At 67.2% G+C, this 24,734-nt stretch carries 23 protein-coding genes; 8 read left to right on the top strand and 15 right to left on the bottom strand.

The window, feature by feature from the left end; all coding sequences use genetic code 11:
• Positions 1-289 precede the first annotated feature (289 nt).
• The 4 genes from glnA (Q0627_RS00255) to Q0627_RS00240 all read left to right on the top strand — a co-directional run bounded on the left by glnA (Q0627_RS00255) (position 290) and on the right by Q0627_RS00240 (position 6,369).
• On the top strand, positions 290-1,630 hold the full coding sequence (gene glnA / locus Q0627_RS00255) for a type I glutamate--ammonia ligase (protein ID WP_291019791.1): 1,341 nt from the start codon (positions 290-292) through the stop codon (positions 1,628-1,630).
• A gap of 34 nt (positions 1,631-1,664) precedes the next feature.
• On the top strand, positions 1,665-4,676 hold the full coding sequence (locus Q0627_RS00250) for a bifunctional [glutamine synthetase] adenylyltransferase/[glutamine synthetase]-adenylyl-L-tyrosine phosphorylase (RefSeq protein WP_291019795.1): 3,012 nt from the start codon (positions 1,665-1,667) through the stop codon (positions 4,674-4,676).
• Positions 4,669-5,646, top strand: coding sequence for an endonuclease/exonuclease/phosphatase family protein (locus Q0627_RS00245; RefSeq protein ID WP_291019798.1), 978 nt, complete (start codon positions 4,669-4,671; stop codon positions 5,644-5,646). Before Q0627_RS00250 ends, Q0627_RS00245 begins: the two co-directional genes overlap by 8 nt.
• Before the next feature lie 72 nt (positions 5,647-5,718).
• On the top strand, positions 5,719-6,369 hold the full coding sequence (locus tag Q0627_RS00240; RefSeq protein WP_291019800.1) for a heme oxygenase (biliverdin-producing): 651 nt from the start codon (positions 5,719-5,721) through the stop codon (positions 6,367-6,369).
• A gap of 9 nt (positions 6,370-6,378) precedes the next feature.
• On the opposite strand, the gene Q0627_RS00235 is transcribed toward Q0627_RS00240, so the two are convergent.
• The 3 genes from Q0627_RS00235 to glnA (Q0627_RS00225) all read right to left on the bottom strand — a co-directional run bounded on the left by Q0627_RS00235 (position 6,379) and on the right by glnA (Q0627_RS00225) (position 9,626).
• Positions 6,379-6,564 (bottom strand): hypothetical protein, encoded by a 186-nt coding sequence (locus Q0627_RS00235; protein ID WP_291019803.1) that lies wholly within the window; start codon positions 6,562-6,564, stop codon positions 6,379-6,381.
• A gap of 118 nt (positions 6,565-6,682) precedes the next feature.
• Positions 6,683-7,921: an oxygenase MpaB family protein gene (locus Q0627_RS00230; protein ID WP_291019805.1), complete on the bottom strand. Its 1,239-nt coding sequence runs from the start codon at positions 7,919-7,921 to the stop codon at positions 6,683-6,685.
• Positions 7,922-8,192: 271 nt separating this feature from the next.
• The gene (glnA, locus tag Q0627_RS00225; RefSeq protein WP_291019807.1) at positions 8,193-9,626 is read right to left on the bottom strand and encodes a type I glutamate--ammonia ligase; all 1,434 of its coding nucleotides are present in this window, start codon (positions 9,624-9,626) and stop codon (positions 8,193-8,195) included.
• A gap of 320 nt (positions 9,627-9,946) precedes the next feature.
• Here glnA (Q0627_RS00225) and Q0627_RS00220 point away from each other — a divergent pair, with 320 nt between their 5' ends.
• Complete coding sequence (locus Q0627_RS00220) at positions 9,947-10,444, top strand: RDD family protein (protein WP_291019809.1); 498 nt, start codon at positions 9,947-9,949, stop codon at positions 10,442-10,444.
• 27 nt (positions 10,445-10,471) lie between these two features.
• Here Q0627_RS00220 and Q0627_RS00215 read toward each other — a convergent pair whose 3' ends face one another.
• From Q0627_RS00215 to Q0627_RS00185, 7 genes are all read right to left on the bottom strand, one after another.
• Positions 10,472-10,993, bottom strand: a complete 522-nt coding sequence (locus tag Q0627_RS00215; protein ID WP_291019811.1) for a hypothetical protein — start codon at positions 10,991-10,993, stop codon at positions 10,472-10,474.
• 15 nt (positions 10,994-11,008) lie between these two features.
• Positions 11,009-11,755 (bottom strand): DUF4191 domain-containing protein, encoded by a 747-nt coding sequence (locus Q0627_RS00210; protein ID WP_291019814.1) that lies wholly within the window; start codon positions 11,753-11,755, stop codon positions 11,009-11,011.
• A gap of 88 nt (positions 11,756-11,843) precedes the next feature.
• Entirely contained in the window at positions 11,844-12,854 is a 1,011-nt protein-coding gene (gene lipA, locus Q0627_RS00205) for a lipoyl synthase (protein WP_291019816.1), read from the bottom strand.
• Positions 12,851-13,579 carry a lipoyl(octanoyl) transferase LipB gene (lipB, locus tag Q0627_RS00200; protein WP_291019820.1) on the bottom strand — a complete coding sequence of 243 codons (729 nt, stop codon included), beginning with the start codon at positions 13,577-13,579 and terminating at the stop codon, positions 12,851-12,853. Before lipB ends, lipA begins: the two co-directional genes overlap by 4 nt.
• A gap of 7 nt (positions 13,580-13,586) precedes the next feature.
• Positions 13,587-14,471 carry a TIGR01777 family oxidoreductase gene (locus Q0627_RS00195; protein ID WP_298807117.1) on the bottom strand — a complete coding sequence of 295 codons (885 nt, stop codon included), beginning with the start codon at positions 14,469-14,471 and terminating at the stop codon, positions 13,587-13,589.
• A 5-nt stretch (positions 14,472-14,476) separates the two neighbouring features.
• A complete protein-coding gene (gene sucB, locus Q0627_RS00190; RefSeq protein WP_298807116.1) occupies positions 14,477-16,168 on the bottom strand; it encodes a 2-oxoglutarate dehydrogenase, E2 component, dihydrolipoamide succinyltransferase in 1,692 nt (563 codons plus the stop codon).
• A gap of 222 nt (positions 16,169-16,390) precedes the next feature.
• Entirely contained in the window at positions 16,391-17,938 is a 1,548-nt protein-coding gene (locus Q0627_RS00185; protein WP_291016948.1) for a leucyl aminopeptidase, read from the bottom strand.
• Positions 17,939-18,048: 110 nt separating this feature from the next.
• Here Q0627_RS00185 and gcvT point away from each other — a divergent pair, with 110 nt between their 5' ends.
• The 3 genes from gcvT to Q0627_RS00170 are packed head-to-tail and all read left to right on the top strand — an operon-like array spanning position 18,049 to position 20,489.
• A complete protein-coding gene (gene gcvT / locus Q0627_RS00180; RefSeq protein ID WP_298807115.1) occupies positions 18,049-19,155 on the top strand; it encodes a glycine cleavage system aminomethyltransferase GcvT in 1,107 nt (368 codons plus the stop codon).
• Between the two features lie 44 nt (positions 19,156-19,199).
• Positions 19,200-20,300 carry a branched-chain amino acid aminotransferase gene (locus tag Q0627_RS00175; protein ID WP_298807114.1) on the top strand — a complete coding sequence of 367 codons (1,101 nt, stop codon included), beginning with the start codon at positions 19,200-19,202 and terminating at the stop codon, positions 20,298-20,300.
• A 39-nt stretch (positions 20,301-20,339) separates the two neighbouring features.
• Complete coding sequence (locus Q0627_RS00170) at positions 20,340-20,489, top strand: hypothetical protein (protein ID WP_291016942.1); 150 nt, start codon at positions 20,340-20,342, stop codon at positions 20,487-20,489.
• On the opposite strand, the gene Q0627_RS00165 is transcribed toward Q0627_RS00170, so the two are convergent.
• The 5 genes from Q0627_RS00165 to Q0627_RS00145 form a co-directional block, all read right to left on the bottom strand.
• A complete protein-coding gene (locus Q0627_RS00165) occupies positions 20,461-20,883 on the bottom strand; it encodes a hypothetical protein (RefSeq protein ID WP_298807113.1) in 423 nt (140 codons plus the stop codon). The two genes, Q0627_RS00170 and Q0627_RS00165, sit on opposite strands and share 29 nt — an antisense overlap.
• Positions 20,884-20,951: 68 nt before the next feature.
• The gene (locus Q0627_RS00160) at positions 20,952-21,869 is read right to left on the bottom strand and encodes an amidohydrolase family protein (RefSeq protein ID WP_298807112.1); all 918 of its coding nucleotides are present in this window, start codon (positions 21,867-21,869) and stop codon (positions 20,952-20,954) included.
• A gap of 44 nt (positions 21,870-21,913) precedes the next feature.
• Complete coding sequence (locus Q0627_RS00155) at positions 21,914-22,699, bottom strand: adenosylcobinamide-GDP ribazoletransferase (RefSeq protein ID WP_298807111.1); 786 nt, start codon at positions 22,697-22,699, stop codon at positions 21,914-21,916.
• Between the two features lie 13 nt (positions 22,700-22,712).
• The gene (gene cobT / locus Q0627_RS00150; protein WP_298807110.1) at positions 22,713-24,479 is read right to left on the bottom strand and encodes a nicotinate-nucleotide--dimethylbenzimidazole phosphoribosyltransferase; all 1,767 of its coding nucleotides are present in this window, start codon (positions 24,477-24,479) and stop codon (positions 22,713-22,715) included.
• 8 nt (positions 24,480-24,487) lie between these two features.
• The coding region (locus Q0627_RS00145) for a DUF3043 domain-containing protein (protein ID WP_298807109.1) at positions 24,488-24,734 on the bottom strand (247 nt) is incomplete at its 5' end.

Here is a 24,734-nt window from a genome sequence, read left to right as displayed (position 1 = left end):
GTCTCATTTCGTTCCTCGAGTCCTGCGTCGCGCAGGTACCCGGGCGGGTAGGACAACACGTATTCTCCACCTGCCGAGCGTTCGTTCGCACCCGACCGCCCTGTGGTTTTACTCACATCGCGACGTCCACGGCGACGGCCGGCGATCTCACACGGCTGTGTCGTGACAGTGAGCCGACTATGCGACCTGCGTCTTATATATTGAGATTTCTTTAGCAAAGTTGCAGGTTATCGCATCGGAATTGTGAATGTAACACGGATTTAACAGGCGGCTCCTACTGTCCGATGGCATGGATCGCCAAAAGGAATTCGTGCTCCGGACCCTCGAAGAGCGTGACATCCGATTCGTTCGATTGTGGTTCACCGACGTCCTCGGATATCTCAAATCAGTGGCGATCGCCCCCGCCGAACTCGAGGGCGCCTTCACCGAGGGCATCGGCTTCGACGGCTCGGCCATCGAAGGTTTCTCCCGTGTCTCCGAAGCGGACACCGTCCTCAAGCCGGACCCATCGAGCTTCCAGATCCTGCCGTGGACCACCTCCAACGGCCGTCACCACTCCGCCCGCATGTTCTGCGACGTCGCGATGCCCGACGGCACCCCCAGCTGGGCCGACTCGCGCCACGTGCTGCGCCGCGGGCTCAACCGTGCCGCCGACCTCGGTTTCAGCTGCTACGTACACCCCGAGATCGAGTTCTTCCTCCTCAGGGACGCACCGCTCGACGGCACCCCCCCGACCCCCGCTGACAGCGGCGGCTACTTCGATCAGGCCGTCCACGACGCCGCACCGCACTTCCGCCGGCACGCCATCGAAGCCCTCGAATCGATGGGTATCTCCGTCGAGTTCTCCCACCACGAGGGCGCCCCCGGTCAGCAGGAGATCGACCTGCGCTACGCCGACGCCCTCTCCATGGCCGACAACGTGATGACCTTCCGTTACGTCATCAAAGAGGTCGCCATCTCCGAAGGCAGCTCCGCCACCTTCATGCCCAAACCGTTCAGCGAGTACCCGGGCTCGGCCATGCACACCCACATGAGCCTGTTCGAAGGCGACACCAACGCCTTCCACAACCCCGACGACCCCATGCAGCTGTCCGACACAGGCAAGAAGTTCATCGCCGGAATCCTGCACCACGCCAACGAGATCAGCGCCGTCACCAACCAGTGGGTCAACAGCTACAAACGACTTATCCACGGTGGCGAAGCGCCGACGGCCGCCAGCTGGGGACGCGCCAACCGATCCGCGCTCGTCAGGCTTCCGCTGTACACCCCCAACAAGGTGTCCTCACGCCGCGTCGAGATCCGCAGCGTCGACTCCGCGTGCAACCCCTACCTCGCGTTCTCGGTCCTGCTGGCCGCCGGGCTCAAGGGGATCACCGAGGATTACGAACTTCCCGATGAGGCCGAGGACGACGTCTGGGCGCTGACCCCGGCCGAACGCCGGGCCATGGGCTACAAGGAACTTCCCGGCAGCCTCGCCGAAGCCCTTGTCGCCATGGAAGAGTCCGAACTCGTCGCTGAAACCCTCGGTGAGCACGTCTTTGACTACTTCCTGCGTAACAAGTGGACCGAGTGGACCAACTACCGCAGCCACGTCACCCCTTTCGAACTGCGCAACTACCTGCCGTTGTAAAGATCGGTCACGCCGACCGGCTACCGTTTCAGGGGTGAGTACCTTGTACGGGCGCGCCAGCGTGCCCAGCGCTGGCCGCCTCGGGCTACTCGACGGTTCCGCAGCGGCCGATCTCGCCGCGCTGGGCTGGAGCAACGAGAAGTCGATCGACGTGCTGTGGTCGCTGTCCCGGGCACCCGACGCCGACCTGGCGTTGCGGGCGCTGATCCGGATGCACGATGCGGTAGGGGCGGAGTGGGCCGAGATCGACGCCGAAATCCGCACCAACAAGGCGTTTCGGGGTCGGCTGTTCGGCGTTCTCGGATCGTCCGACGCCATCGGTGACCACCTCGTGGCGGAAACGTCGAGTTGGCGCCGACTCCTGTCCGACGAACTGCCCGACCGCGACGAACTGTTCCGGCAGATGCTCGCCTCGGTCGGCGCGCAGCCCGAACCCGAAGAAGTCGCGAAAGGAAATCTCGTCTACCGAGCTGCCATCACCGGGCCCAAATCGGTTGTGGCGCTGCGGATCGCATACCGCAATCTCCTGCTGGAGCTGGCGGCGCACGACGTCGCGTCCACCGTCGAGGACGAGCCGGTCATGTGGTTCCCGAATGTGGGTGCCTACCTGGCCGACCTCGCCGACGCCGCGCTGACCGGTGCGCTGGCCGTCGCCTACCGGGAGGTGTTCGGCGACAAACCGATCACGGTGCGACTGGCCGTCATCGCGATGGGCAAATGTGGCGCCCGGGAACTCAACTACGTCAGCGACGTCGATGTCGTGTTCGTCAGCGAACCCGCCGACGGCAAATCCGCGCGGATCGCCGGCGAGATGATGCGGGTGGGCACGCTCGCGTTCTTCGAGGTCGATGCCGCGCTGCGCCCCGAAGGAAAGGCCGGCGCACTCACCAGGACACTCGAATCGCATCTGGCGTACTACAAGCGGTGGGCCAAGACCTGGGAGTTCCAGGCGCTGCTCAAGGCACGGCCGATGACCGGCGATATGGGACTGGCCCGCGAATACTACGACGCCGTCAACCCGATGGTGTGGCACGCCGCCGAACGCGACGACTTCGTGCCCGAAGTGCAGGCGATGCGCCGTCGCGTGGAATCACTTGTGCCCGAAGAGCTTCGGGATCGAAACCTCAAGCTCGGCAGTGGCAGTCTGCGCGATGTCGAGTTCGCCGTCCAACTGCTACAGATGGTGCACGGTCGCGTCGACGAGAAGCTGCGGGTACAGGCGACCGTCGACGCTCTGGCCGCACTCACCGCCGGCGGCTACGTCGGGCGCGACGACGGTGCCAACCTCAGCGCCTCCTACCAGTTCCTGCGCCTGCTCGAACACCGGCTGCAATTGCAGAAACTGAGCCGCACGCATCTGCTGCCCGCTTTCGATGACGAACCCAACATGCGCTGGCTCGCGCGGGCCGCGCACATCCGGCGCCAAGGAGACAAGAGCGCCACCGAAGTGCTGCGCGCAGAGATCCGGCACCAGAGCCTGCGGATCCGGCGGCTGCACGAGAAACTGTTCTACCGTCCGCTGCTCGAATCGGTCATCCACTTCAACGCCGACGAACTGACGCTGAGCAGCGCGGCTGCTCAGCGACGGCTCGCGGCCCTGGGCTACGCCAAACCCGACCGGGCACTCAGCCACATCCGGGCCCTCGCATCGGGGGCGGGCCGCCGCGGGCAGATCCAGTTGCTGATCCTGCCGCAGTTGCTCGAACTGATCGGCCGCACCCCCGACCCCGACGCCGGTCTGCTCAACTACCGCAACCTGTGCGACGAACTCGTCGACCAGGACTGGTTCCTGCGGCTGCTGCGTGATGACGGCGTCGTCGCCGAACGGCTCATGAAGCTGCTCGGTACCTCCGAGTTCATCGCCAATCTGCTGATGCGGTCGCCCGAGACGATCCGGCTGTATTCCGACGGCTCTCACGGGCCCAAGCTGTGTGAACAGCAACCCGAGGATGTCGCCAAAGGCCTCATCGCCTCGACAGTGCGTCAGCGTGACCTCAAACGTGCCGTCGCCGTCGCCCGTTCGCACCGGCGTGCCGAACTGGCCCGCATCGCCTCCGCCGACATCCTCGGCATGATGGATGTGCCGCAGGTGTGCGCGGCGTTGTCGTCGGTGTGGGCGGCCGTACTCAACGCCGCACTTTCCGTTGTCATCGACGAATCGGTCCGGCAGCGCGAGGAACCGGCACCCGCGAGAATGGCCGTCATCGGTATGGGCCGGCTCGGCGGGGGAGAGCTCGGCTACGGCTCCGATGCCGACGTCCTGTTCGTCTGCGACCCCGAACCGGGCGTCGATGAGGAGACCGCCGTCAAATGGGCCAGGACGGTCGCCGAGAACGTGCGCACCATGCTCGGCTCACCCAGCCAGGATCCGCCGCTGGAAGTGGACACCGGGCTGCGCCCCGAGGGACGCAACGGTCCGATCGTGCGCACCTTGGCGTCCTACGCCGCCTACTACGACCAGTGGGCGCTACCGTGGGAGATCCAGGCGCTGCTGCGCGCGCACCAGGTGGCCGGTGACAACGATCTGGGTATCGCGTTCCTGCACATGGCCGACCGTATCCGCTACCCCGAGGGCGGGGTGTCGGGTGAGGCGGTCAAAGAGATCCGGCGTATCAAGGCACGTGTGGACTCCGAACGGCTCCCGCGGGGCGCCGACCCGATGACGCACACCAAACTCGGCCGTGGCGGACTCGCAGACATCGAGTGGACCGTCCAGTTGCTCCAGCTCAAGTACGCGCACCGCTACCCGGCACTGCACAACACGTCCACCCTCGAATCTCTCGACGCCATCGGGTCGGTCGAGTTGCTCGGCGAGAACGACGTGGCCCTGCTCAAGGAGGCGTGGCTGACCGCGACCAAAGCGCGCAACGCGCTTGTCCTGGTGCGCGGCAAGCCCGTCGACCAGCTTCCCGGTCCCGGCCAGCAACTGCGGCAGATCGCGTACGCGGCCGGCTGGGCGGAGGACGAGGGAGCCGAGTTCCTCGAGCACTACCTGCGGGTCACTCGCCGGGCCAAGGTCGTCGTCCGCAAAGTATTCGGTGGCTGAGAAGGAGCGGGGCCTGATCTGGCGCGCGCTGCAGTTGGCGGTCCTCGGCGCGGCCGGCCTGATGGTCGGGGTCACGCTCATCGCGGTGCTCCTGCACTACGTGCCGTTCCGCGGGCCGCTGTTGATTGCGCTCACCAGCGGTGTGCCGTTCCTCGTCGGTGTCGCGTTCATACCCGTGGTGATCTTTGCCGGTCTCAGGCAGTGGATGGCCACCGGAGTCGCAGTCCTCGCCGCGGCGGCGCTCGTGCACACTCAGGTTCCGCTGGTGGTGAGTGCCGACGCGCCCGAAGGTCAGTCGATCACCGTGGTCTCGGTCAATCTGCTCAAAGGGCATGCCGACCTGGGCGCGGTCGAGGCGCTCGTCCGTGACAGCGGCGCCGACATCCTGTCGCTGCAGGAAGTGACCACCGATTGGCTCGACAGGGCCCGGGTCAGCGGTATCGCTCAACGCCTGCCGTACGAGCATTCCGAGGTGGTCCCGTTCGCCGCGGCAGCCGGGTCGGCCCTGTTCAGCCGGACCCCGCTGCGCGGCCACGGCGTCCTGGATGACACCGCCTTCAAGAATCTGCGGGCAGTCACCGACCTGCCCGGCGCGCGTGGCACCAGGGTGCTGGTGATTCATCCGGCCGCGCCCACCGGGGATGCGCAGGACTGGGTGAACGACACCGACGCCATCCGGAAACACCTGCACGCGCTCGGTGACGGACCGGTCATCGCGATCGGGGACTACAACGCGACCTGGGATCAGGCCCGATTCCGCGGAATCCTGCGCAACGGGTACGCCGACGCCGGTGAACAGGCCGGGTCGGGCTTCCTGCCGACGTACCCGACCAACGGCAGGCTCGGCAACCGGCCGGTCGTGGCAATAGACCATGTGATCACCAAGGGATTCGTCGCGACGTCGGTCCGCACACATTTCGTGGCCGGCTCCGATCATCGGGCGCTCGTGGTGAAACTGGTGGCGGCGTGAGTTGTGATGTTGTCGCCAGTTCGCGTCCCAGCCTTTCGGGAGCGGCCTTCTGCTGGTATCTGTGGTGACACTATGAGCAGCGTTACTCTGGGCGAACAGCCGTCCATCTCAGCGAGCCTCCGGGATGCGACCGCGCAGGCGCATGAGCGCGCCGAAGGTTCCGATTTCATCGGCGACCTGATGTCGGGCCGTCTCGACGCGCGGGCCTACCGGACTCTCGCAGCTCAGCTGTACTTCGTCTACCGAGCGCTCGAGGCGGTCGGCGACGACCTCAACAGCTCCGACGAGGCCCGCCCCGTCGTCGCACCGATCTTCGACGAACGGCTGCGCCGCCTGCCCAGCCTCGCCGCTGATCTGGACTCGCTCGGTGTCGACATCGACGCTGTCGAACCGCTTCCCGCCGTGGCTCGTTATGTCGAAGCCATCGATGACACCCGTAACGATCCCGCCCGCTTCGTCGCACACCACTACACGCGGTACCTCGGCGATCTCAGCGGTGGTCAGGTGATCAAGAGCCGGATGATCGCGCACTACGGCATCGATAAGAACTCGCTGACGTTCTACGCCTTCGACGGCATCGACAAACTCAAGCGGTACAAGGACGGCTACCGCGACGCGCTCGACGGACTGCCCATCGACGATGCCGCTCACCGGCGACTCCTCGACGAAGCAGTCCGGGCCTTCGAATACAACGAGGCACTGTTCGCCGAACTCGCCGCCTGAGCGGGGCGGTCAGAGGACCTCGACGACCTCGCCCGCCTTCAGCACGATCTGATTGCGGTTGTCCGAACTCATCACCAGCTCGATCAGTCGGTCATTGGTGCCGTGTTTACAGTTCTTGCGCACCGTACCGTGCCAGTTCTCGATGGCGATACGGTCTCCGGGGGCCAGGTCGTCGGCGAATCGTGTGCGGTACATAACACTATGGTCCCGCTGTGATGTCCGACTTGCGAGAGCCCTAGGTCCCAGGCTGACCAGGCAAAACACCCCTACTGTCTGGTATGGAAAGCCGACGGCGGACGATCATCAGTCGACGTCACCGGGGGTCGGCGGGTTCAGGTACCTCATGCACGTGAGTCACGGAAGCGCCGATGATCGCCTCCGTGTCGCCGATGATCGTGCGCAAGAAGGACTCCTGTTCTCGTAAGCCTCGATCAGCAGCGCGGCGCGCACCGCCCGGCAGCGTCCACGCGGCCAGGCTGCGTGCGCCGTTGACCGGAATTCTGATCATCGGATACCACGGTGGCATGTACGTCGGCAGGCCCAAGGCCCTCATCGTCCGCGGTCCGAGAAACGCGGTGGTCACCGACAGGTGCTGAGCCCACGCCAGTCGACGCCGGAGTCGTCTCGCTCTGCGGTAGTGCCAGGACAGTGGATCCGCCGCCATCGGCGTCGACAGCATCCGAGTGGTTTCGTCGGGTAGCGCGAGTGCGGTGGAGGTGTGGTACAGGATGCGGATCGCGTCGCGGAATGACCGCGGCAACCATTCGTCCCGAACCCCCATCAACCAACCCACGTAACGCGTCAGATGTGCCACGCAGTTCAACTCGCGGGGCGTGGCCAGGACCCCCATCCCCAGCGCACCCAGCGGTGGGACGACCAGTGTGCCGATCAACGTCGCCGCCATATCGGTTTGGTTGATCGGCACCCCCCATCGGTCGGGCCGCCAGTCCGGTAGGGCCCCGACATGCCGGCGAACCATGGCGTGCACGAACCGGACATGGACGGTGGATCGGTACCCGGCGCCGAAAGGGTCGAGCGAACCTTCGCCGATGACGTCGAGGCCCCACCGCATGGTCTCGGCGAACCGCTGGTTCGACCCCTTCTCCAGCGCGCCGGTGCGCAGCAGCGTCTGATTGAACCCGGAGAACTGGTAGCCACCGAGCAGTGCGACATCGCGAGCGATGTACATGCCGTCAGCTCCGCCGCGTCGCAGTACCTGCTGCCCAACCCTCAGCGCCTCCGGATCAACCCAATCCGGTGGTGTTTCAATCGATGCGAAGAAGTCCTGCAACGGTTTCGGCGCATCGGGGACGGATGCGACCCCCTCGGCCAGTGCACGCTCGAACTCAGTACGCAGCTTCTTCAGGCCGCCGGGAGGCGCCGATGCCACCAACGAATCCATCGGATCGTCACCGATGCTGAGTTGGTCTCCGAGTCTGGTCCACTGGCCCGCATCGGGCTTGCCGATACGCAACGCTGCCGCAGCCAGCGCGATCGCTGCTGGAACCGGGCCGGGGTGATCAGGGTGCCGAGCTGGAATCGACGTGGACATCGTTGAGCTCCTTGTTCGCATGAGGTGGTGATCCGCGACGGTTCGGCAATTGGGGTGGCCCTGGCTGTTGGGTAGATCATCACCGGCGACGCAGTCGTGTGCGTCGTTCCGACACGGAATGTACGCTGCTGCGCGAACGTGACCGGCCTGATCGAACACGGATTCCGGCAGTCCGGTATCGGCCGACGACAAAACGGCGGCCGGTGCCTGAGATGTACTCGGGCACCGGCCGCCGTTCGGCGATCACCGGTGAGGGCGCAAGCCCGCGGGATCAGCAGTCGTAGTACAGAGCGAACTCGTAGGGGTGCGGGCGGATCTGCACCGGCTCGATCTCGTTCTCACGCTTGAGCGCGATCCAGGTCTCGATGAGGTCCTCGGTGAACACGCCACCGGCGGTGAGGTACTCGTGGTCCTCTTCGAGCTTGTCGATGACCGCGGCCAGCGAGGTGGGGGCCTGCGGGATGCCCTTGGCCTCCTCCGGCGGGAGCTCGTAGAGGTCCTTGTCGACGGGCTCGTGCGGCTCGATCTTGTTCTTGATGCCGTCCAGGCCGGCCATCATCATCGCCGCGAACGCCAGGTACGGGTTGCCCGAGCTGTCCGGGCAACGGAACTCCAGGCGCTTGGCCTTCGGGTTGTTGCCGGTGATCGGGATACGCACACAGGCCGACCGGTTGCGCTGGCTGTAGACCAGGTTGATCGGGGCCTCGTAGCCGGGGACCAGACGCTTGTACGAGTTGACGGTCGGGTTGGTGAACGCCAGCAGCGACGGTGCGTGGTGCAGGATGCCGCCGATGTAGTAGCGAGCCAGATCCGACAGACCCGCGTAGCCCGACTCGTCGTGGAACAGCGGCTTGCCGTCCTTCCACAGCGACTGGTGGGCGTGCATGCCCGAACCGTTGTCGCCGAACAGCGGCTTGGGCATGAACGTGACGGTCTTGCCGGCCTGGTAGGCGGTGTTCTTGATGATGTACTTGAACAGCAGCACATCGTCGGCCGCGTGCAGGAGCGTGTTGAACTTGTAGTTGATCTCGGCCTGACCGCCGGTGCCGACCTCGTGGTGACCGCGTTCGAGGGTGAACCCGGCGTTGGACAGGTTGGTCGACATCTCGTCGCGCAGATCCACGTAGTGGTCGTACGGTGCGACGGGGAAGTAGCCGCCCTTCGGCCGGACCTTGTAGCCCAGGTTGGGGCTGCCGTCGGGATCGGTGGGCGAACCGGAGTTCCACCAGCCCGACTCCGACTCGACCTCGTAGAACGTGCCGTTCATCTGCGAGTCGAACGACACCGAGTCGAAGATGTAGAACTCGGCCTCGGCACCGAAGAAGCAGGTGTCGGCGATGCCGGTGGAGGCCAGGTAATCCTCGGCCTTGCGGGCGACGTTACGCGGGTCGCGGCTGTAGGCTTCGCGCGTGAACGGGTCGTGGACGAAGAAGCTCAGGTTCATCGTCTTGGCCTTGCGGAACGGATCGATCCGCGCGGTGGCCGGGTCGGGCAGCAGCATCATGTCGGACTCGTCGATCGACTGGAAGCCGCGCACCGAGGAGCCGTCGAATGCGAGGCCTTCCTCGAACACGTCCTCGGTGAACGCCGATGCGGGGATGGAGAAATGCTGCATCACGCCGGGCAGGTCGCAGAAGCGGATGTCGACGTACTCGACGCCCGACTCCTTGATGCCCTCTAGTAGTTCTTCGTTGCTGCTGTACACCGTCCGGTGACTCCTTCGTGATCGGTTGCCGGTCTCCCGGCGCCGGGAGCGAAGCTCGTGTGCATCCTGGCCCCACCGGGACCTCGGCGCGTACTCGCCTCATCCGCCGCCGAGCTTCCAGCGGCGAATCTCAAGTCAGAACGCTATGGAGCCGAGGTTGCCCAGGAGTCAAGCCTGTGTTTCCCCTGTGTTACGTCGGCGGCCTGTTCTGGCGCTGTCAACACTATTCCTCCGGACGGTCCGATGGGGTCCACATCGCCGGGCCTGTCGCATGGAGCTACCGCCGGGCGGGCTGTCGAGTGACCTCTACTATGGAGCGCATGGGTCGAGTAACCGGATCGTGGCTGTCAGGTCCCCAGATCAACGGTGGGGACGACGTCGAATACCGGGGAGCCGATCTCGGCCTGCCGCAATCGGGGCCGGGATCACTGGCGACCGGCTGGACACGGGTACTCGGGCTGCTCATCGACTGGGTGCTGGCATACGGCCTGAGCCTGCTGTTCACCTCGCTGACCTCGCCCTACCTGGGCACCATCGTGCTGGGCGTGTGGTTCGTCATCGGCGTGGTCGCGGTATCGGTCTTCGGGTTCACACCGGGACAGTTCGTGGTGGGAATGCGTGTGCTGCGCGTCGACCTCGGAACCGACCGCGCCACCGCCGAGGTCACGGGGAAGACGGCCCCGGCGGCCGTCGGTATCGTCCGTGCCGTGGCGCGGCAGGTCTTGATCGTGTTCCTGGTGCCCGCGTTGATCAACGACTACAACGGCCGGGCGCTGCACGATCGGGCCACCGGGACGGCGCTGATCCGTACCCGCTGATCAACCGGAGTCGGTTGCTCCCGGAGCTCAGTCGGTGACGATGTCTCCGGCCATGACCTGCTTCAGGAGGTCGACGGCCGGGGGACCGGGCTCCGCCTTGCTCGCCGAGTCGTCACCGCTTGCCGAGTCGCCACCACCGGCCTGTGCGTAGGTGGCGTGGACCGCGATACATCCGCCGTCGGCCTTGCGCCGGACCTCACCGGTCCGGACGTCGCTGTTGGTGCGTTCGCGGATGCTCCACACCCACTTGCCGTTGCCGCCGCATTGATCGACTGTCATGACCGTCAGATAGTTGGCGCCCCGCGTCGGCGCGCCGAGTTGTGCGGCGGTGACGGCGTCGGTGAGTCCGGCCAGATCCCTGTCATCGCCCTTGGGAGTCAGCAGTACGGTGCTGTCGGCACCGCGTGCCTGCCATCCGCTCGGAGCCTTTACCTGCACGGTCACGCCGCCGGAGAGGTCGAAGCCCTGGGCGGCCGGGTCCGATGTACAGCCCGACAGTCCCGCCGCACACGCCAGGACGACGCCCGCCGCGACCACGGTTCGGTTCACGTTCACGTCCGCGGCTCAGCTACGGCGCCGGGCGGTGCGCTGCATGCCGCGCATCTTGGCGCCCGTGGGCATCGGGCCTTTCGGCATGGCCGCGGCACCGGTCTTGCCGCCGAGCGCCTGCAGGCGGCCGTCGAGCGCGTCGATCCGCTTGCCGTCGATGTTGCGCGGCAGCTTGTTGATGTGGCGCTCAAGCTTGGACAGCGGCACCTGACCCTCGTCGTTGCCGACGACGATCTCGTAGATCGGGGTGTCGCCGACGACGCGGGCGGCCTTCTTCTTCTCTTGTGCGAGCAGCTGCTTGACACGGCCGGAATTGCCCTCGGCGACGAAGATGACGCCCGGCTTACCGATCACGCGATGTACGGCGTCGAGATGGGTGGTACCGACCACGGCCTGCTTGACGCGCCACTGGCCACGCATGTTGCCCAGTGCCCAGCCGGCCGCACCTGGTTGCCCCTCGGCCTTCTTGAACACCGAACTCTGCACGCGGCGCCCGAACAGGATGAACGCGGCGAGTACACCGAGTACGACGCTCAGCGGGATGAACAGCCACACTCCGCCGACCAGTAGACCCAGCAGCACGCCGAGCGCGACGACGAGGAGAAACACCCCGACCATGTACGGGATGAGGCGCTTGTCGTCCTTGCGCTGCATCTGGAACGCCTGCCAGAGCTGTGTGCGCCGTTCCTTGGATGCCTGCTTACGCGCCTGTTTGGCCGCGGCCTTCTCTTCTTTGGTGACCGCCGACTTCGCCTTTGCCATGCCGGCCAGTTTACGTGGTGGACTCAGCCGTGGGTGCCCGGGTTCGCCGCCTGCGAACGCGGCCGACCCGTGGCACGTGCCGATCCCGTCAGCGCGCCATCCGCGCCAGCACGCTGGAGGCCTCCTGGCTGGCCGAGCCCTCGTCGGCCAGATGCGCCATCGCCGGTGACAACTCACGGCCGTGGCGGGCCATCGCCTGCGCGTACAGCCGCCCGGCGCGATACGACGAACGCACCAGCGGCCCGGCCATCACACCGGCGAAACCGAGTTCCTCGGCGAACTCCGAATGCTCGACGAACTCCTCCGGCTTGACCCAGCGTTCCACCGGATGGTGTCTCGGGGACGGACGCAGGTACTGCGTGATCGTGACGATGTCGCAGCCGGCGTCGTGCAGATCGGCCAGGGCCTCACGGACCTCGTCGGGGGTCTCACCCATGCCCAGGATCAGATTGGACTTGGTGACGAGTCCGAAATCGCGTGCCGCGGTGAGTACTTCGAGGGAACGCTCGTAACGGAACGCGGGCCGGATGCGTTTGAAGATGCGCGGCACCGTCTCCAGATTGTGCGCTAGCACCTCGGGGCGGGCGTCGAACACCTCGGCCAGCAGATGCGGCTTGGCATGGAAGTCGGGGATCAGGTTTTCCACGCCGGTTCCCGGATTGAGGCGGTGGATGGCGCGCACCGTCTCGGCGTACAGCCAGGCACCCTCGTCGGGCAGGTCGTCGCGGGCCACACCGGTGATCGTCGAATAGCGCAGACCCATCGCCTGAACGCTTTCGGCGACGCGGCGCGGCTCGTCGCGGTCGAGTTCGGACGGCTTGCCGGTGTCGATCTGGCAGAAGTCGCAGCGCCGCGTGCACTGTTCGCCACCGATCAGGAACGTCGCCTCGCGGTCCTCCCAGCATTCGTAGATGTTGGGGCAGCCCGCCTCCTCGCATACCGTGTGCAGGCCCTCGCGCTTCACCAGGCCCTTGAGCTCGGTGTACTCCGGGCCCATCGTGGCGCGGGTCTTGATCCACTTGGGTTTGCGCTCGATGGGGGTCTGCGCGTTCCGGATCTCCAGGCGCAGTAGCTTGCGGCCGTCGGGTGTGGTTGTCACTGTGGTGATCCTACGCGCGTCGGGGTCACCGGGCCGTCCGTGGCGGGGCCCGTTGATCGGGGAGCGTCCAGGGCACCGGCGATCCGGGCGGCGACATCTTCGAGGACATCTGCGACTGACAGTGACCTGCCGAGTTCGCGGGCCAGGGAGGTGACACCGGCGTCGGCGATGCCGCAGGGCACGATCGCGTCGAACGCCGACATGTCGGGGTCGACGTTGAGGGCGATGCCGTGCAGCGCAACACCGCGGGCCACCCGAATACCGATCTGCCCGAGCTTGCGTTCACCGTTGTCGTCGCGGATCCACACCCCGGACCGGCCGTCGACACGTCCGGTGGTGACGCCGAGACCCGCGCACACCTCGATCAGCGCCGACTCCAGCCGCCGTACGTAGTCGACCACGTCGAGCGGTTCGGCCAGCCGGATGATGGGGTAGCCGACGAGCTGCCCGGGGCCGTGCCAGGTGATGCGCCCGCCGCGGTCGACGTCGATGACGAGGGAACCGTCGGTGGGCCGGTCGGAGTCCTCGGTGCGCTTGCCCGCGGTGTAGGTGGACGGATGTTCCAGGAGCAGCAGCACGTCGTGGTCCAGCGTGCCGTCGGCACGATCGGCGGCGAGCCGGTGTTGCAGGTCGTAGGCGTCGCGGTAGTCGACGACGCCCAGCCTGCGTACCTCGACGGGTTCGGTGCTCATACGGGCACCGCGTGTTCGGGTGACCGTGGGGATATCGGTGTCAGGCACTGGCGTACTCCAGTGCCGACTCGATGTCGGGGTGGGTGAAGGCGAAACCGGTATCGGTGAGCACCTGCGGTACAACGCGCTGGGAATGCAGAATCATTTCCTCCGCCATCTCGCCGCCGAGCTTGCGGACCACGAAACCAGGCACCACCAGCCGGGCCGGCCGGTGCAGTGCGGAACCGAGTGCCTTGGCGAAGTCGGTGAACCGCACCGGATTCGGGGCGCACAGATTGACCGGGCCGCTGATGTTGTTCTCGATGATCGTCACGATCGCCGACACCTCGTCGGGCAGGGTGATCCAGGAGAAGTACTGGTCGCCGTCGCCGAACGTGGCGCCCAGACCCATCCGGAACAACGGCTTGAGCCTGCCGAGGAGCCCGCCGCGCTCGGCGATCACCGGTGCGGTGCGCAGCAGCGCGACATTGACGCCCGGTCCGGCGCCGGAGGTGGCGGCGTCCTCCCAGTCCCGGACCACCTCGGCGAGGAAACCCGAACCCGCCGGATCGGTTTCGACTGCGGCATGGGATCCGGTGTCGCCGTAGAAGCCGGTGGCGCTGGCACTGACGAACAGCGGTACCCCGGCCGTGGCGGCGGCCTCGGCCAGCACCTCGGTGGGGGTGATCCGGGAGTCGCGGATCTCCTGCTTGAAACGCCCCGACCAGCGGTGGTCGCCGATCCCGACCCCGCCGAGACCCACCAGGGCCTCGACGCCGGTCAGGGTGTGCGGGTCGACCCCGCAGGTCTCGGGATCCCAGTAGTGCTCGTCATCGGCCCGGACCTGCCTGCGCACCAGCCGGATGACGGTGTGGCCGGAGCCGCGCAGGGTGTCAACGAGGGCTGAACCGATCAGCCCCGCCGACCCTGCGACGGCGATCCTCATGGCGGCTACAGACCGAGATCCGCGGCGAACGAACCACCTTCGAGACGCTTCTTGACCGTGGTCAGGAAACGACCCGCGTCGGCGCCGTCGATCAGCCGGTGATCGTAGGTCAGTGGCAGGTACGACATCGAACGGATGGCGATCACGTCGGAGCCGTCCGGTTCGGTGACGACCACCGGGCGCTTGACGATCGCGCCGGTACCGAGCATGGCCGCCTGCGGCGGAACCAGGATCGGGGTGTCGAACAGAGCGCCCTGGCTGCCGATGTTGGTGATGGTGAACGTGCCACCGGCCAGCTCGTCCGGCTTGAGCCCGCCGGTCCGGGCGCGGGCGGCGATATCGGCGATGGCCCGGGCCAGACCGGCGATCGACAGGTCGTCGGCGTTGTGGATCACCGGTGACAGCAGACCCTGGTCGGTGTCGACGGCGATGCCGAGGTGGACATTGCCGTAATAGGTGATCTCCTTGGCGCCCTCGTCGATCGAGGCGTTGACGTTCGGGTGCGCCTTGAGTGCCTCGACGACCGCCTTGGCGATGAACGGCAGGAAGGTCAGGTTGACACCTTCGGATGCCTTGAACGATTCCTTGGCGGCCTTGCGCAGAGTGACGATCTTGGTCATGTCGACCTCGAAGACCTGCGTCAGCTGAGCGCTCTCGTGCAGCGATTCGCGGGTCTTCTTCGCCGTGATGAGACGGATCCGGTTGGCCTTCTGCGTCGTTCCGCGCAGCGCGGCGAGCTCGGGCCGGACCTCCGCGGCGGCCGGAGCACTCGTCGCCGGAGCACTCGCGGCGGGAGCGGGGGCAGCAGGAGCGGGCGCGGCCGGTGCCGGTTCGGGTGCCTTGGCGGCCTCGGCCGCGGCCAGCACATCCTGCTTGCGGATGCGGCCGCCCACCCCGGTGCCCTTGATCGAATTCAGATCGAGGCTGTTATCGGCGGCGAGCTTGCGGACCAGCGGCGTCACGTACGGCGTCGACTCGATGGTCGGCGGGTCGGCCTTCACCACGGTCGCCGACTCGGTCGGTGCCGGTGCCGGTGTCGCCGCGACAGGTTCGGGTTCCGGTTCGGGTTCGGGTGCCGGCGCGGGGGCCGCGGGTGCGGGTGCCGCCGACGCGTCACCGATGATCGCGAGCTTGCCGCCGACCTCGACGACGTCGTCCTCCTGGGCGAAGATCGCCAGCAGGGTGCCGGAGGCTGGTGCGGGGATCTCGGTGTCGACCTTGTCGGTGGAGACCTCCAGCAGCGGCTCGTCGGCCGACACCTCGTCGCCGACGGCTTTGAGCCAGTTGGTGACGGTGCCCTCGGTGACGGACTCGCCGAGCGCGGGCATCACGACCTCTGTACCCTCGGCGGCTGACGCCGGTGCGGCTGCGGCAGCCGGCTCCGGTTCTGCCGCGGGTGCGGCTGCGGCGGGCTCTTCGGCTGCCGGTGCGGGCGCGGGGGCGGGGGCTGCGGACTCGGAGGCGTCACCGATAAGGGCCAACTCGCCGCCGATCTCGACCACGTCGTCCTCTTGCGCGACGATCTTGATCAGCACGCCCGACGCGGGAGCCGGGATCTCGGTGTCGACCTTGTCGGTGGAGACCTCGAGCAATGGCTCGTCGGCCTCGACGGTGTCTCCCTCCTCCTTCAGCCACCTGGTCACTGTTCCTTCGGTGACGCTTTCACCCAGGGCGGGCATCTGGACGGAGAAGGCCATCGCTGTTGACTCCTCAAACTCAAACTTGACGCGTTGATGACGGACAAATTATGTGCGGCTCGGTATCGGCGGGGTGGTCGATGCCTCGGGATAGAACCCTACCCGCGATCGCTTTCCGAGATGTGATGTGCGGTACTTACCGCCCGAGAAGTTTGCTGACCGGCCGTCCGCCCCGCCGGCGCCGTCCGGGAATCGGTCGCGTTCGTCACGGGCGGGACCCGATCATCCGTTGGCGGCGATGTCCTCGAGTACCGCGAGGATCGTGCGGACCGGTACGCCCGTACCACCCTTGGGGTTGTAGCCCCACGCCCCGCCGGTGTTGAATGCCGGGCCGGCGATGTCGATGTGCGCCCACTGCACGCCCTCGGGCACGAACTCCTTGAGGAACACCCCGGCCAGCAGCATGCCGCCCCAGCGCTGTGCTCCGGCGTTCACCAGGTCGGCGACCCGCGAGTTGAGTTCGGCGCGAAGTTCGGTCGGCAGCGGCATCGGCCACGCGTTCTCGCCGGTCCCGGCCGACAGCCGTGCCACCCGGTCCCGGAACTCGTCGGTACCCATCACGCCGGGGGTGCGGGTGCCCAGCGCGACCATCTGCGCGCCCGTCAGTGTCGCGGTGTCGATGAGGTAGTCGGGATTGTCCTCGCCCGCGCGCACGATCGCGTCGGCCAGGATGAGCCGCCCTTCGGCGTCGGTGTTGATGACCTCGACGGTGATACCGCCGTACTGGGTGAGCACATCGCCGGGGCGCTGCGCGGTGTCCGACGGCATGTTCTCGGCCATCGGGACGGTGGCGATGACGTTGACGTCCAGACCGAGCCGGGCGGCCAGGATCGTCGAGGCGATCACCGCCGCCGCCCCGCCCATGTCGGAGGTCATGTTCTCCATGCCGGCCGGCGGCTTGAGAGAGATGCCGCCGGTGTCGAAGGTGATGCCCTTGCCCACCAGCGCCACCGTCTTGGCGTCCTTGCCGGCGTTGTGGGTCAGCCGGACCAGTCGGGGAAGCCGCGACGAACCCTTGCCGACGCCGATGATGCCGCCGTACCCGCTGCGGGCGAGTTCGGCATCGTCGAGGATCTCCACCTTCAGTCCGGCGGCGCCGGCGAGGACCCGTGCGCGGTCGGCGAACTCCTCGGGATACAGGTGGCTCGGGGGAGTGTTGACGAAGTCGCGGGCCAGTGCCACGCAGTCGGCGACCGCGGCGGCGTGGCTGAGTTCGGCCTTGGCCTCCCTGGTCCGTTCCTCGACGAGCAGCGTCACCGACGACGGCGGCGCCTTCTTGGCCCGGGACTTGTCGGACCGGAACTCCTCGAACCGGTAGGCACCCAGGAAGAAACCCTCGGCCGCGGCGTCCAGGTTCGCATCCGACAGCGTGGTGGCCACCGAGTCGAGACCGTCGAGCGATCGCGCGACGATGCCCGCGGCCTGCCGCACCTTGTCCGCGTCGTCGACGTCGGCCGGGGCGCCGAGGCCGATGGTGACGATCAGGTCGACCGGTACCGACGCCGGGGCGGGGAAACGGTGCACCTCACCGTGTTTGCCGGTGGCGCCGAGCACCTTCAGTGACGCCGATATCTGTTCGGCCGCCGCGTCGTCGAGGATGCCGTCGACCGTCACCAGAGTGGGCTCGGCGGGTGCGTCCGAGGGGCTGGGGCCGTCGGCGGATTCGGGACCGATCAGGCCGAGAACGAGGACCGTGTCGTCGGCGTCGATGGTGGAGGACAGGTGCAGTTCGGGGCCGCGGACGCGGTCGAAGGAGTCGTTCTTGCTCACCCGGTCAACTCTGCCACAGTGGGCACAGTCGGCTGCGGTGATGTGGCCGGCGGTGATCGTGTGGAGCACCGGCGCGATACGCCCGGTGAAACCCAGTAGCGTAGGACGCCATGAGTGAACTTCTTGACGGGCCGATCGCCGACCGCCACGTCGCGCTGGGGGCTACTTTCGCCGGTTTCGGCGGCTGGAACATGCCGGTGTCGTACGCGGGGACCGTCGCCGAACACACGGCCGTACGTGAGGCCGCCGGGATCTTCGACGTCAGCCACCTGGGCAAGGCGCTGGTGTCGGGGCCGGGTGCCGCGGATTTCGTGAACTCCACGCTCACCAACGACCTCGCCAAGATCGGCCCGGGCAAGGCCCAGTACACCTTGTGCTGCAACGAATCCGGCGGGGTGATCGATGATCTGATCGCCTACCTCGTCGGCCCGGACGAGGTGTTCCTGGTTCCCAACGCCGCCAACACCGCGACGGTGGTTGCCGCGCTGCAGGCCGTCGCGCCCGACGGGATCACCGTCACCGACCAGCACCGCGAGTACGCGGTGTTCGCGGTGCAGGGGCCGCGCGCGCCCGAGGTGCTCGAAAGCCTCGGGTTGCCCGCCGACATGGAGTACATGGCGTTCGCCGATGCCGAGCTGACGCTGCCGTCGGGGACGGCACCTGTGCGGGTGTGCCGAACCGGTTACACGGGCGAACGCGGCTTCGAGGTCCTGCCGCGCTGGGCGGACGCCGGACCGGTGTTCGACGCCCTGCTGGAGAAGGTGATCGAGGTCGGTGGTCAGCCCGCCGGGCTCGGCGCCCGCGACACCCTGCGCACCGAGATGGGTTATGCACTCCACGGACATGAGCTCTCCACCGAGATCACCCCCGTCCAGGCCCGCGTCGGTTGGGCCGTCGGCTGGGACAAGCCGGCGTTCTTCGGCCGTGACGCGCTGCTCGCCGAGAAGGCGGCGGGTCCGGCGCGCAGGCTCTACGGTTTGCGGGCAACCGGCCGCGGCATCCCGCGCGACGGCTGCGTGGTCAACGCGGCCGACGGACAACAGATCGGCGTCTGCACGTCAGGGACCTTCTCACCGACTCTCAAACACGGCATCGCTCTGGCCTTGCTCGACTTGGCGTCCGGGGTCAAGAAGGGCGACGAGGTCACTATCGACGTCCGTGGCCGGGCGCTGGCATGTGAAGTCGTCATCCCGCCGTTCGTCGAATCGCACGTGTAGCGGGTCGGCGGAAACCACTTGCCGCACGGCGATAGGATGTACCGATGACCTTGCAGTTCAGCCGCACCGAACACCCGCACCCGGTTTCCGAGGGTCGGCGTTCGGAGATCCTCGCCGCACCGGGCTTCGGAAATTACTTCACCGACAACATGGTGATGGTCGACTATGACATCGACCAGGGATGGCACAACGCGCAGGTAAAGCCCTATGGACCCATCGCCCTCGACCCGTCGGCGATGGTCCTGCACTACGGCCAGGAGATCTTCGAGGGCCTCAAGGCCTACCGGCAGCCGGACGGCTCGATCTCGGCCTTCCGGCCCGAGGCCAACGGTGCGCGCCTGCAGCGGTCGGCGCAGCGGCTGGCGATGCCGGCGCTGCCCGTCGACGACTTCATCGCCTCACTCAAGGCGTTGCTCGAAGCCGACAATGCGTGGGTGCCCGCGGCCGGCGGTGAGGAGTCGCTGTACCTGCGTCCGTTCATGTTCGCCTCGCAGGCCGGACTCGGTGTCAACGCACCTTCGGGTTCGTACATCTACTCGGTGATCGCCTCTCCGGCGGGCGCCTACTTCTCCGGCGGCATCAAGCCGGTGAGCGTTTGGCTGTCCACCGAGTACGTGCGCGCAGCCCCCGGCGGTACCGGTTTCGCCAAGTGCGGCGGCAACTACGCCGCCGCGTTCCTGGCGCAGCAGCAGGCCACTGCACAGGGCTGTGATCAGGTCGTGTGGCTCGACGCCATCGAACGCCGCTACATCGAGGAGATGGGCGGCATGAACTTGTTCTTCGTGTTCGGTTCCGGTTCGGACGCCCGCCTCGTCACTCCCGAGCTGAGCGGTTCGCTGCTGCCCGGCATCACCCGCGACTCACTGCTGACGCTGGCCGCCGATGCCGGTTTCGGTGTCGAGGAGCGCAAGATCAGCACCGAGGAGCTTCGAAAGGGTGCCGCCTCCGGCGACATCACCGAGGTGTTCGCCTGTGGTACCGCCGCCGTTATCACCCCCGTCGGCCGGGTCCGCGGCGTCGGTGAGGACTACACCATCGCCGACGGCCGGCCCGGTGAGGTCACGATGGCGCTGCGCGACACCCTGACCGGCATCCAGCGCGGCACCTTCGCCGACACCCACGGCTGGATGACCCGCCTGCACTGACGCGCCCGGAATGATCTCGCGTCCCGCAGTGGAGAGGCTATGACCGACACCGTGGCGCGACGGCAGGAGCTGATCGGGATCGACCTCGCGGAGCCGTTGCGTGAGGATGAACTGGACTGGCTCAATGCGGACTCCGAGTTGGCCCGCCCGGACCTGCGACCTATGACCCGAAGCCGCCGAAGGGCGTGACGAAGAGTATCGCCTTGCGTACGAAGCTGTACTGCGATTTGCCCGGCCCGTAGGCGAAGCAGTTCACGAAGGTGTAGTACCGGTGCGGCAGCGGGTGCAGCTGCGGGATCGCCGACAGGGTTACCGATCCGGTCGTGACTGTGCGTTGCTTCACGATGCGGTTGGTGTCGAAGCCCCACGGGAGCGGATCGGGGATCCAGAGCTGGCATTCGATCGGGCGGCGGGGGAGATTGTCGACGTGTACGACGATGGCCCCGTTCGATACCCAGAATCTGGCCTGCGGAGGCGTGACTGCGTCGGCGTGCGAGGGTGCGAGCAGGGATCCGATGGCCGAGATCAGAAGGGCGAGTGCACCGATCGCGGTCCGGCGTGCCTTGCGGGGTGACTTGGCCATAATGCCTCCTGAAGGTCGACCGGGGTTTGTTGGCCGTACCAGGAGTTTCGCAGGTGCGGGCCCTGCTGTTACGCAAGCGCGGTCGGTGCCTTCGGCTCGATGCCGAACAGTTCGGCTGCGTTGCCGAAACACACCGCGCGCAACCAGTCGTCGCCGAGGCCGAGACGCTCGCACGCGTCGAGGGCGTGCCGGTACGGGTACGGGATGTTGGGGAAGTCGCTGCCGAAGAGGACCTTGTGGCCGAGGTCGCCGAGCCGGCCGAGGAGTTCGGTCGGAAACAGCCCGATCTGTTCGGTGAAGTCGGTGAAACTCATCGTGGTGTCGAGCCGGACGTTGTCGTACCGTTCGGCCAGTTCCAGGAAGTCCACGTATTCCGGGATTCCCATGTGCGCGACGATCAACGGGAGAGTGGGGAATTGGCCCAGCACGCGGCGTATCGGTTCCGGGCCGGTGTGGGCGCCGGGTGCCGGTCCCGACCCGCAGTGGATCACCACGGGGATCTGTGCCGCGTCGATCTGCTCCCACACCGGGTCGAGGAGCGGGTCGTCGGGGGAGTAGTCGCCGACCTGGATGTGCGACTTGAAGATCCGTGCTCCGGCCGCGATCGCGTCGGCGACGTATTCTCGAGCCTGCGGTTCGGGGTAGAAGGTCGCGGTCTGTAGGCAGTCCGGATGCGAGGCGGCGAAGTCGATCGCCCAGCCGTTGAGCCACTGCGCCATGCCCGGCTTGTGTGGATAGATCATCGACGAATAGCCCAGGACACCGAACGAGCGCAGCGTCGCCACCCGCTCGTCCTCCTGCGCGCGGTAGGTGATCGGCCATTCACGTCCGAGTATCGGGCCGACGGAATCGAAGTACGCCCACACCTTGTCCAGGACCTGTTTCGGCATGAAATGGGTGTGCACGTCGATCAGCCCGGGAAGTCCGAGGCGTTCGGTGAAGGCGCGGACCGACCGGGCCTCCTCGGGACTGAACGGTTGCGGCATCGATACGCACATGAGGCTTGACGCTACGCTCCCGCGGCGACCTGCTATCGAGCAAGGAGGCCGACGAGGGTTATCGCCAGGCCGAGTTCGATCGCCGCGCCGAGGACGTCGCCGGTGATACCGCCGATGCGGCGGGCGCAATGTCGCGACAGCAGCCAGATCGTCGCCGTCATCACGGCGAAAGTTGTTGCCACGGTGAGTGTGTGGGTGATGTCGTAGTCGCCCGATCCGGTGGCGCCGAGTGCGGCCGCGCCGATCAGCATGATCGCCGGCCAGATGATCGGCGAAAGCCGTTGCGTGCCTGCGACCATCGCACCGAAGCCGGTTTCGCTCGCCGGTCCCAGCACCCGCCGACATGCGACGACGACCGCGACACGGCTTGCGATGACCGCGAAAACGATCTCGTACCAACGATGTTCGTCGGTGAGTGCCGCGAAGCCGATGGCCTGCACCGCACCCGCGGCGACGATCGCGGCGGCGCCGAACGGACCCACCGACCCCGACTTCATCACCTCCGCGACGCGCTGCGGTGGACCGTAGCAGCCCAGGCCGTCGACGGTGTCGGCCAGACCGTCGACGTGCATGCCGCGGGTGATCAGGGCCAGCCCCACCACGAGCAGTACACCGATCAGCGCCGACGGCAGCGACGTGTGCGACAGACCGAATGCCAGTGCGGCGGTGACGGATCCGAGCAGTGCGCCGACTACGGGGACCGCGGCGATCACCGCGCCACCGGTGCGTCGGTCCATGGCCACCGCCGGAGTAGGGACCGGCAGCACCGTCAGCCAGCTGATCGCCACGTGAACCGCGGACACGGGGGACAGGGACATCGTCGCGGGATCGTCAGGCGTTCGAGACGCCCGCCTCGCCGAAGGTCGCCATCGAGGTGAGTACGTCGATCGCCGACTGCACCACCGGCAACGCCAGCACCGCGCCGGTGCCCTCGCCCAGGCGCATCGACATCTCCAGGATCGGTTCGATATCCAGATGTTCGAGCGCCGCCGAGTGGGCGGGTTCGACCGAACGGTGCCCGGCTACCCACCACTGGACCGCACCCGGTGCCAATTGCTCGGCGACCAGCGCCGACGCGGTGACGATGACGCCGTCGACGATCACGGGCGTCTTGCGTACGGCGGCCTGCGCGAGGAAGCCGGCCATCGCGGTCAGGTCGGCGCCGGCCACCGTCGCGAGCATGGCGAGCGGATCGTGGCGATGCTTTCGTACTCTGCGCATGCCGTCGCGGATCGCGGCGGTCTTGCGGATCCATCCGGCGTCGTCGATGCCCGAACCCCGGCCGACCACCTCGACGGGTTCGCGGGAGGTGATCGTCCCGATCAAGATCGCCGCAGGAGTGGTGTTACCGATTCCCATCTCCCCGGCGATCAGCAGATCCGCACCGGCGTCGACGAGACTGTCGGCGATGGCGCGTCCGGCCGCGAGGGCCCGACGCGCTTCGTCGATGCTGAGTGCGTCGGTCACCTGCAGGTCACCGCTGCTACGCCGTACCTTGAACGCGGCGACGGCCGGGTTGGTGTCGGCGTCGACCGACAGATCGGCCACGTGCACAGTGGCACCGGCACGCCGGGCGAGCACATTGATGGCCGCCCCGCCCCCGGCGATGTTGGCCACCATCTGCGCGGTGACCTCCGGCGGGTACGCCGACACGCCTTCGCGGGCGACGCCGTGGTCGCCGGCGAACACGACAACCCGTGGGGAACGCAAGGGTCGTGGCGGGCAGATGCCCTGGCAGGCGGCCGCCCAATTGCCCAACTCCTCGAGCCGGCCCAACGACCCCGGCGGCTTGGTGAGGGTGAGCTGGCGGGCACGAGCCGCTTCGGCAGCGTCATGATCGGGTGCATCGACAGGTGGGAAGATCTCGGCGTCGGCCGGGTCGACCGGCCTCGCGGGCACCGGCAGCGCACCCGTCCGGACGACGTCCTCGGCGGCCGTGGTGTCGGCGGAGTCAGGTGTGGCGTCGGAAACCGGCGGGATGTGCGCAGCATCCGTAACCGGTGCCGGCGCCTCGTCGGGCACCGGCACCGGCACCGGCTGCGCGGCGACCACAGTGGCTGCGGGTTCGCCCGCGGGTAGCTCAAGCACCCGTCCCGCGACCACCAGCAGCACACGATCGCACACCTGCGCCAGCGCGGCGTTGACCGATCCGAGGTCGTCCTGGAACCGGCGGCCTGCCGGTGTCGGGGCTACCGGGGCCAGCCCCACCTCCGGGCTGATCAGAACCAGGTCGCCGGTGAAGGCGGCCACCGCCTCACACAGCGCGGCCGAGGCGTCGCCGATGCCCCGGTCGAGGTGATCCCAGCCGTCGACGGCATCGACCTGCGCGGCCACCCAGTTGCCCAGATCGTCGACGAGCGTGGCGACGGCCGGATCGTCGGCCAGCGCCTTCGCGACGTCCGTCGTCTCGACGGTCAGATACCGGTCTCCGCGGCGGTCACGGTGTGCGCGCACCCGGGCCACCCACTCGGTGTCCGACGATATGGTCGGGCCGGTGGCCAGATAGCGGACCCGAGGGTGGGCGGCCAGCAGTGCCTCACCATGTGTGGACTTGCCCGACCGCACCCCGCCGAGGACGAGAGTTCGTGTTCCGCTCATCCGGCCGCTCAGACCGGGTCGCCGGCGGACACCTGCGGACGCGGTGCACGCATTTTGCGCAACTGCATCGCGCGGCTGAACGAGTACCAGCCGAGTTTGAAGCCGCCGTCGGCGCTGTCCGGGTAGCGTTCGCGGACCCTGCGGTTGACCAATCGGCCCAGGACGACCGCGTCGACGATCATCACCACGACGAACAGCAACAGCACGATGTTCATGATCATCGGATAGTTCACCGATATCGGCGTGAACATGAAG

The sequence above is a fragment of the uncultured Gordonia sp. genome, from assembly GCF_937858515.1.
GTDB lineage: Bacteria > Actinomycetota > Actinomycetes > Mycobacteriales > Mycobacteriaceae > Gordonia.
Note: the sequence above shows the minus strand (reverse complement) of the source record. Positions and strands in the feature narration are given on the sequence as shown.